Source organism: Candidatus Binatia bacterium (assembly GCA_036504975.1).
In the GTDB taxonomy this organism is placed as follows: Bacteria; Desulfobacterota; Binatia; order UBA9968; family UBA9968; genus JAJPJQ01.
In genome coordinates, this window is record DASXUF010000148.1 from 1 (window position 1) to 7,367 (window position 7,367).

The 7,367-nt window shown below is 60.0% G+C and carries 8 protein-coding genes; all 8 read right to left on the reverse strand.

The genetic code is table 11. The features are described from left to right. A partial coding sequence (locus VGL70_18875) for a VOC family protein (GenBank protein ID HEY3305593.1) occupies window positions 1–767 on the reverse strand: 767 nt, incomplete at its 3' end. A 221-nt stretch (window positions 768–988) separates the two neighbouring features. Further along, the gene (locus tag VGL70_18880; GenBank protein HEY3305594.1) at window positions 989–1,978 is read right to left on the reverse strand and encodes an ABC transporter substrate-binding protein; all 990 of its coding nucleotides are present in this window, start codon (window positions 1,976–1,978) and stop codon (window positions 989–991) included. An 8-nt stretch (window positions 1,979–1,986) separates the two neighbouring features. Then, window positions 1,987–3,003 (reverse strand): ABC transporter substrate-binding protein, encoded by a 1,017-nt coding sequence (locus tag VGL70_18885; protein HEY3305595.1) that lies wholly within the window; start codon window positions 3,001–3,003, stop codon window positions 1,987–1,989. Between the two features lie 27 nt (window positions 3,004–3,030). Continuing rightward, entirely contained in the window at window positions 3,031–4,704 is a 1,674-nt protein-coding gene (locus tag VGL70_18890; GenBank protein ID HEY3305596.1) for an amidohydrolase family protein, read from the reverse strand. Between the two features lie 373 nt (window positions 4,705–5,077). Beyond that, a complete protein-coding gene (locus VGL70_18895) occupies window positions 5,078–5,323 on the reverse strand; it encodes a hypothetical protein (GenBank protein HEY3305597.1) in 246 nt (81 codons plus the stop codon). Continuing rightward, window positions 5,320–5,577: a nucleotidyltransferase gene (locus VGL70_18900; protein HEY3305598.1), complete on the reverse strand. Its 258-nt coding sequence runs from the start codon at window positions 5,575–5,577 to the stop codon at window positions 5,320–5,322. The genes VGL70_18895 and VGL70_18900 overlap by 4 nt, the downstream gene beginning before the upstream one ends. Continuing rightward, window positions 5,558–5,746 (reverse strand): hypothetical protein, encoded by a 189-nt coding sequence (locus VGL70_18905; GenBank protein HEY3305599.1) that lies wholly within the window; start codon window positions 5,744–5,746, stop codon window positions 5,558–5,560. The genes VGL70_18900 and VGL70_18905 overlap by 20 nt, the downstream gene beginning before the upstream one ends. 111 nt (window positions 5,747–5,857) lie before the next feature. Then, window positions 5,858–7,168, reverse strand: a complete 1,311-nt coding sequence (gene ltrA / locus VGL70_18910) for a group II intron reverse transcriptase/maturase (GenBank protein ID HEY3305600.1) — start codon at window positions 7,166–7,168, stop codon at window positions 5,858–5,860. Between the last annotated feature and the right edge of the window lie 199 nt (window positions 7,169–7,367).

A 7,367-nucleotide genomic window follows, 5' to 3' on the forward strand; every position in this document is an offset into this window, starting at 1 on the left:
TCGACCATCGGCAGGAAATCCTCCGCCTCGGCGAAGAAGGCGTAGTGGGGAAACTCAGCGTCCCAGCCCGTCCAGCCGCCTTTTTGTTGCGACAGCCCGATGATGACGCCGGCGACGCGGACTTCGGCAAATCCCTCGACACCATGCGCCAGCTCGCCTCCCATGACTCGAGTGAAAAAGCGCTTCGACTGCTCGAGATCGCGGCACGGAAGGCTCATGTGGCTAAAGCCCGTAAAGCGCGGCCCCCGGCCCTCCGTCCGGGTGTTCTCGCCGGTCCACTCGTAATTGAGCCCGGCAAAGTCGATCGCTCGCCCTCCCTGCTTGGGACCCACCGGCAGCGAGGCGACCCCCTCGTAGCCCTTCTCACAGTAAATCTCAAAGAGGTTCCCCGACGGATCGCGGAAATAGAGGAGCGCCCTCTTGTGGTCGCGCGTCCAGGGATGGGTGGGGACACCGCAGCTTTCCAGCCACTCCTTCATCGGCCAATAATCCTTCCCGTCGATAAAGAAGGCGTAATGAGGATATTCGGCATCCCGTCCCGTCCAGCCCGCGGGCTGCTCCGAAAGACCGACGATCACGCCGGCAATCCTGACCTCGGCGAATCCGGGGATATCGTGAAAGAGCTCTGCGCCAAGCACCTCAGTGAAAAAGCGCTTCGACGCGGCCAGATCGCGGCAGGGAAGGCTCGAATGGCTGAAACCAGAGAATCGAGGCTGCCTTGTGGGCAAAACTCTGTCTTTCGTTGCAGAAGTTGCTGTGCTTTCCATAACTGTCCCTCCTTCTTGCATTCGTGCTCGACATATCGCCGCACGAGTAAATTTTTTCAATCACCTAGCAGGCTGCTGAAAAATGCCGTTCATCCTTCGACCCTTCGGCCTGGCTCAGGACAGGCAAAGCTCAGGACGAACGGAGGAGGGATTGAAATCACAGGAGAATTTCCGTTCGTGCTGAGGCTCTCGAAGCACGAGTGCCTTTTTTCAGCAACCTGCTAGCGTTGAATGGCTAGCTCCTTCCGCGCCTTTTCCACGAACGTGTAATCCACCACCCGGGCGACCGTCACCGGCTTGCTCACGCGAGCGTTCTCTCTTGCGAGATCGATGAGGGCCTGGATGCCCTCCGGCTCCACCGAGGCATCCCTGGTCAAGCCCCGGCGGAGATGGCGGAAAATCTCTCCCGCAAGCTTCCGGTCGCCGATCTTGAGCCTCTTCATCACGAGGTCGAGAATCTCATCGCGGTGTTTCTCTTCCCACGTAAACATCAGTCCGCGAAGCGTCGCCCGCACCATCTTCAAGACCTCGTCGGGATGTTCCCGGATCTTTCTTTCGGATGTGCCAAATCCGGTCTGGGGGAATCGCATGATATCGCCGAAGAAGACCAGCTCGGAGTATCCCTTCTCGAACGCATAAATGTTGAAAGGAATACCCAGAATCGTGGCATCGGCGACGCCCGATTCGAGCGCCGCGAGGCGGCTCCCGTCCCCACCGCCCATCGGCATGATCGAGACGTCCCGGTCGGCGTCCAAGCCGAAATGCTTCATCGCGAGCCTGGCGAGCAACGTGGCGCTTCCCCCCGGCGAGCTGCCGGCAACTCTTTTACCCTTGAGGTCCCCCCCTCCTTTGATTTCCTTTTTGGCCATCAAAAAAGACAGGGGTCGATCCGCCGTGAAGATCAGAACTTTGAGCGGTCGCCCTTGGACCGCAGCTCCAATGACCCCCGTGACCGCTCCGTTGTAGTCGACGTCGCCGGTGAGCACAGCCGTGCTGGCGAGCGTGGCGGACATGACGATAAGCTCCAGGTCGATGCCTTCGTCCTTGTAGAAGCCTTTCTGCACGGCCGCATAGAAAGGAAGAAAGACGATGCTGGTGGTGGAGATCCCCATGCGGATTTTCTTGGCGCCCGGCTGCGCTTGGGTCGTCGAAGAAATCGAAAGCAGGAAAGCCGCCAGGGCGGCCAATAAGCATGCGGAGCGCGTTTTCATAATGCCGGTCAGCGAATCCCCAGGGCGGCCTGCGCTTCTCTGAGCGGCCCGAAGTCGACCACGTCCGAGGGCGCGGCCTGGCGGCCCCCCGCCTGCGCGGACGACATCTCGATGATGTTTTGTATGCCTTTGACCGAAACCGAGCCGTCGGAGCTGAAGGACTGGATCGACAGGTCGTACGTAGCCTCGGCCACCGCCTTTTCCATCTTGAGCAATTTCTGAATCAGCGCTACGGTCTCGGCGCGATGATTTTTCATGAACACGAGCCCGCGCACGATCGCCGTCGCTACCGAGACCACCTCGCGGCGTGAATCTTTGATCCTGCCCGTGGTCGTGGCCAGGCCGGCCAAGGGGAGGTCCATGTAGTCGCCGGCGTAGGCCAGGACGTTGAAGCCCCACGCCTTGGCTTGGGTCGGAGCCGGGGGCGCGGCCATCGTCGCTTGAACGGTCCCCGATTTGAGCGCGGCCATGCGCACCGGCGTGTCGCCCATGGCCATGATCGTGACCTCCTCCGGAGCAACCCCGAAGTTCACGAGGACTCTCTGAGTGACCAGATGATTCACGGTGCCGAGCGAGCCCACGGCGACGATCTTGCCTTTTAAGTCGGCCACGGCTCGAATCTCCGGCCGCGCGACCAGATAAAAGCTGGGCTTGGCCACCATCGCGAGCACGCCTCTCAAAGGCGCGCCCTGGATGGCTCTCCCGATGCTGGTGCCGAAGGCGGTGGTGTAGTCGATGCTGCCGCCCAAAATGCCGGGCAGCGCAACGGTGGATCGGACCTGGACGAGCTCAGGCGCGATTCCGGCTTCGCGAAAGTAGCCTTTCGCCTCGGCCAATAGCGGCGGAAAATTGTTGAAGTCGCGGGCGACGTAGCCGATAACGACCTTCTTCTCCTGCGCGGCGGCAGGGCTCGCACCTTCGATTCCTGGGAGGACGGGGGAAGCAATCGTGGCGAGAGGCAACCAGCTCCAGCGGAGCAGGCCGAGAAGCGTCTTGAGGATTTTCTCAACGTCGGTTGCCGCCACGGCGAAGACCCGGTCGGGGGTACCAAGCTAGAGGGCCGGGACGCAGAGCTCCTGGCGCGTGACTTTGCCTGGAAACACGTCGAGGCAAGCGCCGGCTTCGACGACCACCTTGCCGTTCACCACGACCGCCTCGATCCCCGGCGGATGGCGCCGCACCTCGTTCGCGTCCACCTTCTCCGGCAGCCGCCCGCTCGCCAGGTCGTCGATCTTGTCCGGGTCGAAAACCGTTATGTCCGCCGGCAGCCCGGTTTTTAGATAACCGAGGTTGAGCCTGAGCTTTTCCGCCGGCAACGCGGTGATCTTCCTGACCGCCTCTTCCAGGCTGAAGAGCTTCTTCTCGCGCATCCAATAGCCGAGAATCCGCGCCGGAGAGCCGTGCCAGAAAAAGCGGTCGAGGTGGGCGCCGGCGTCGGTGCCGATCAGGCCCTGCGGGCTCTTGATCATTTCGGCGAGCCGGTCCATGTGCGCGTTCGCCCAGCCATAGAAGAGCAAGCGCGAGCCCAGATCGTCTTTCAGCCACGTGTCGAAGAAAGCATCTACCGGCGCCTTGCCCGTCGCGTGCGCGATCTCCTCCACGCTCTTTCCTTCTAGTGACTTCAAGTTTTCTTTCTGCACCCGCTCGAACACGATCCGATCCCAACCGAGCCACTCGGGAAACTCCGGCTTCCCCGCGCCGTCGATTCTTTCTTGCTCCAGCCTGGCGCGGAGATCTCCGTTTTGCAGCTTTTGGCGCAGCTCTCCCGCGGGCTCTTTGATCGCGTCCCACGCCGGCAGGCCTTCGAAGATGAAGCAATCGGCGATGCCGAAGCGCCTGATATGTTGATAAGGAATAACGACGCCGTTGATGTCCTTGCCGCGCTTTTTCGCCTCCTCCATGAAGGCGATCGATCTCGCCGCGTCGTCTTTTTCTCCCGGACGGATGCGGAACTCGTTGCCGATCATGTTGGAGCTGACCTTCTCCACCAGCGCCGGGAAGCCGCTCGCGGGCTTCAGCAGATTCTGAAAACCGTTGAATTGAAAGCAGCCGCCGTATTCCGCGGCGACATTGGCGAGACCTACCATCTCCTCCTCGGTCGCGAACGTGCTCGGAGTGCCGGCGTGAACCGCCGGCCCGCCGCGCGGGCTCGAAGAAAAACCGACGGCGCCGGCCTCGAGCGCCTCGCGCACCATCCGCTTCATCGCGTCCAGCTCTTCCGCGTTGGCCTCGCGTTGATAAGCGGCCTCCCCCATCACCGCGAGCCTCACCGGCGAATGCGGTACCAGGGCGGCGACGTTGATGCCAACCCGCCCCTTGAGATAGCCGAGATACTCCGGGAACGTCTTCCACTGCCAGTCCCTCTCGTCGACATATTTGTCGAGCACGCGGCGGAGATAGGCGACGAGGACCTTCAGCGGCTCGCTCCCGGCCGGCACGGGCGCGCACGAGGCGCCGCAGTCGCCGATCACGACCGTCGTCACGCCGAAGTTGACCACGGGGTTTCCATGCGGGTAGAGGACGAGAAAAAGATCCATGTGCGTGTGCGGGTCGATGAACCCCGGCGCGACGCCCTTGCCCCTGGCGTCGATCTCCTTCTTTCCAGGCGCGAGATTTTTTCCGATCGCGGCAATCTTCCCGTCTTCGACCGCCACGTCGGCCTCGAACCCCGCGCGCCCCGTTCCGTCGACCACAAGCCCGTTACGAACAACCAGATCGAACACCATAGGATTGCTCTCCTCTCGGAAGCACTTCGTCCTTCGACTAAGCTCAGGACGAACGGGAATGTAGCTCACGCCGTTCGTGGTGAGCCCTGTCGAACCATGAACGGGTTACATGACCGATCCGTGCAAACTACAGCTGCGTCATACCACAAAGACCGGCGCCTGCAATAGCGCTGAGGGATGAGTGGGGAAACCAGTCCTGAGCCCATGAGTGCTGAGTGGGCTGAGTCATTCCGGGCAACCCCCTCTCTGTCTCCCCCTTAGCAAGGGGGAGATTTACGAAATTTAGTGGGAGTCTGGATTCCACTTCGAGAAGCTCAGAGTGGCGAGCCCGGTCGAGCCACCGCTAAAAGCACGCGGGAATGACGGACTGCCGCTAGCTTTTCTTCTGAGATTTACGGATCTCCAACAGCGCTTCCAATTCCGGCAGCAGCATCAGGTCCTTCGTACGGCCGGCGACCTTCTTGGCTTTGATCAACCCCTCGAGTGTTAAAACCTTGCATCCTAAACCGAAAACTTCCATCTCTTCAGAAACTGGCAGCAACTTTTCATAGCTACCCAATCCTGTAACCTCACCCAGGATATCTACGTCGCCAAGGTCTGTCGTGAGAGTGAAGTTCAAACCTGATAGGAGAGCGCGCTTTCGTCCAACTGAAATGGAAGGTCCCTTGGCGCGCCGCGAAGCGCTGGGTTGAAAGGGGCTAGAGCAAGCGCGAGCTTTTTGAGATTTTCTTTTTCTCTGGAGTAGCAGACATCCAAGTCGCCGGTCACGTAGGCCGAACCGTGAAGAACCGCCGCCGCCCCGCCGATGATGACAAACTCGACACCGTGATCGTCAAGCGTTTTGAGCAGCTTCTCAACGTTGCTTGCCAGCACGGTGCCTCTGCCCCGCTTTTCTCAACTCCTCAAGGGCCTCCGCCGCCTCACAGTTCCGCTTGAGACGCTCGGTTGGCGTCCACGACAGGCGCTCATAGAGGAGGGTCAGGTCGATGCCGTGCTCCTGAGCTTTTTTCAAGGCGGGCGTCAATTTTTCGCTTCGCGCCACGAGCGGATTCTAGCACTACACAGGTGGAATCGACATAGGTAAGCGGTTGCCCGCTGTCCCTGTCACACCACCGTGCGTACGGGTCCGTACACGGCGGTTCGGCAGATTGAGCTATCCACGAGCCGCCAACGTCGGAAGACCGAGCGAGCTAAAGTAAGCATTGGGCAAAGCCATGTTGAGGGCCGGGCTGTTAGCGAGTCGCCACGGGCCGTGAGCGCTTCCAGCAGTCTGTGCCGCCAGATTCTTGCCCACGCCTCGTTTTCGCAACTCAGCAAATCGCGTCCTGCCCTGCTTCCACTGCTTCCAGGCCGTAGCACGCAGTCTGTGCCGGACCCATTCGTCAAAGCCTTGGAGCATCGAGGGCGTCTGACAGAAACCAAAATATTCCTGCCAGCCTCGCAGGTAGACGGTGAGTTGTTTCACCATCTCCTCAAGGCTCACTCCCCTCGTGCGTCGCGTCAGCTCCCGGACCCGCTCCTTGAACCGCTTCACCGCTTGCGGCGCAATGCGCCGCTTTGGCTCCCGATTCGAGGTAAAGCTAAAGCCCAGAAACTTCCGCTCCCATGGCCGCCCCACTGCGCTCTTCTCGCTGTTGACCTTGAGCTTGAGCCTTGTCGTGATGAACTCAGTGATGCTCTCCATCACCCGCTGCCCCGCTCGTCGGCTGCGAACGTAAATGTTACAATCGTCCGCATATCTCACAAAGCGGTGGCCGCGCCTCTCAAGCTCCCGATCCAGCTCGTCGAGCACAATGTTCGACAGCAACGGCGACAAAGGTCCGCCTTGCGGCGTCCCCTCCTCCATCGGACTCACCAGCCCGTTCTCCATCACTCCGGCGGTCAAGTGAGCCCGGATGAGTTTCAGCACCCGCTTATCGGTGATTCGCTTAGCCATCTCTCCCATCAACTTGTCGTGGTTGACTCGATCGAAGAATTTCTCCAGATCGATGTCCACCACCCAGCGGTAGCCTTCGGCGATATACTGCTGCGCCTGTGCTACCGCTTGATGCGCAGAGCGGTTAGGGCGAAACCCATAGCTGTGCTCGGAAAACGTCGGGTCCCATTTGCGTTGCAAAACCTGCATCGCCGCTTGCTGGATGAAGCGATCCAGCACAGTTGGAATACCAAGCTTTCGTATCCCGCCTTCCGGCTTCGCGATTTCTACCCGCTTGGCCGGCTGCGGCTTATAGGTCCCACTAAGCAGATGCTCCCGAATCGCTGGCCAGTTCCCTTTGAGGTAGCCCGCTAGCTCATCCACTGTCATCCCATCCACTCCCGGACTCCCTCTGTTGGCTTTGACTCGCCTTAGTGCCTGCTTCAAATTTCCTCGCTCGATCACCTCCTCCATCAGTTGCTCACGGATAGCCGGGCTTTCGGCCTTGCGCTCCGCCATGGGCGATTCGGTCCCTTCATCGACAGCCATCGAAGCTTCACTTCTACTCTCTTATGAAAATGAATTCACGCCGCCATCGGCAATTTCTCCAACGTGACTTGGTAACCGAGTCTTTGCAGCCGGTTGAGGCAGCGTTTTGTTACTGCCTGACGGTCACGTTCATCAAAGTAGTTAACACCGAGGTCGGAATAAACTTGTTTGCGAGTTAGCAGATGATAAGCGATCACCA